This window comes from Burkholderia sp. Bp9004 (assembly GCF_003858025.1).
GTDB classification, from domain to species: Bacteria; Pseudomonadota; Gammaproteobacteria; order Burkholderiales; family Burkholderiaceae; genus Burkholderia; species Burkholderia diffusa.
On record NZ_QTQD01000072.1, the window covers coordinates 1 to 1565 of the forward strand.

At 65.9% G+C, this 1565-nt stretch carries 1 protein-coding gene; it reads left to right on the plus strand.

All coding sequences use genetic code 11. The features are described from left to right. On the plus strand, positions 1 to 1565 hold a 1565-nt coding region (locus tag DIE08_RS35165; protein WP_148096100.1), incomplete at both ends, for an electron transfer flavoprotein-ubiquinone oxidoreductase.

Here is a 1565-nt window from a genome sequence, read left to right on the forward strand (position 1 = left end):
GCCGGGCTGTCGGCGGCGATCCGGCTCAAGCAGCTGGCCGCCGAGAAAGGCACCGAGATCGGCGTGTGCGTGCTCGAGAAGGGTTCCGAGATCGGCGCGCACATCCTGTCGGGCGCGGTGATGGACCCGCGCGCGATCACCGAACTGTTCCCCGACTGGAAGGAACAGGGCGCGCCGCTCACCGTCGAGGTGACGGAGGACCGCTTCCTGTTCCTGTCCGAGAAGAGCGCGGTCACGACGCCGAACTGGGCGCTGCCCGAGAACTTCCAGAACCACGGCAACTACGTGATCTCGCTGGGCAACGTCACGCGCTGGCTTGGGACACAGGCGGAAGCTCTGGGCGTCGAGATCTTCCCGGGCTTCCCGGCTGCGGAGATCCTGTACAACGACGACGGCTCCGTGAAAGGTGTCGCGACCGGCAACATGGGCGTGGGCAAGGACGGCGAGCCGACCGAGAACTTCCAGCTCGGCATGGAGCTGCACGCGAAGTACACGCTGTTCGCCGAAGGCTGCCGCGGCCACCTCGGCCGCCAGCTGATCTCGAAGTTCAAGCTCGACGCGAACGCCGATCCGCAGGCGTACGGGATCGGCATCAAGGAACTGTGGGAAATCGATCCCGCGAAGCACAAGCCGGGCCTCGTGATCCACACGGCCGGCTGGCCGCTGAAGTCGGACACGTACGGCGGCTCGTTCCTGTATCACATGGACAACAACCAGGTCGTGGTCGGCTTCGTGGTGGGCCTGGGCTACACGAACCCGTATCTGTCGCCGTTCGAGGAATTCCAGCGCTACAAGACGCACCCGTCGATCCGCGCGTTCCTCGAAGGCGGCAAGCGCGTGTCGTACGGCGCGCGGGCGATCACGGCCGGCGGCCTGCTGTCGCTGCCGAAGACGGTGTTCCCGGGCGGCGCGCTGATCGGCGACGACGCGGGCTTCCTGAACGCATCGCGGATCAAGGGCAGCCACGCGGCGATCAAGACGGGCATGCTGGCGGCGGACGCCGCGTTCGACGCGCTGCAGGCCGGCCGTCAGAGTGACGAGCTCAACGCGTATCCGGACGCCTTCAAGCAGTCGTGGCTGCATACGGAGCTGTACCGCGCACGCAACTTCAAGCAGTGGATGGCGAAGGGCCTGTACCTGGGCACGCTGATGGTCGGGCTCGAGCAGAAGGTGATGGGCGGCAACGTGCCGTGGACGCTGCACCACAAGCATGCGGATCACGAGATGCTGAAGCCGGCCTCGCAATGCACGCCGATCGAATATCCGAAGCCGGATGGCAAGCTGACGTTCGACCGGCTGTCGTCGGTGTTCATCTCGAACACGAACCACGAGGAAAACCAGCCGGCGCACCTGACGCTGAAGGATGCGAACGTGCCGGTGAACGTGAACCTGCGGACCTACGCGGGGCCGGAGGGGCGCTTCTGCCCGGCGGCGGTGTACGAGTTCGTGAAGAACGACGACGGCAGCGACCGGCTGGTGATCAACGCGCAGAACTGCGTGCACTGCAAGACGTGCGACATCAAGGACCCGACGCAGAACATCGTGTGGGTCACGCCGGAAGGCGG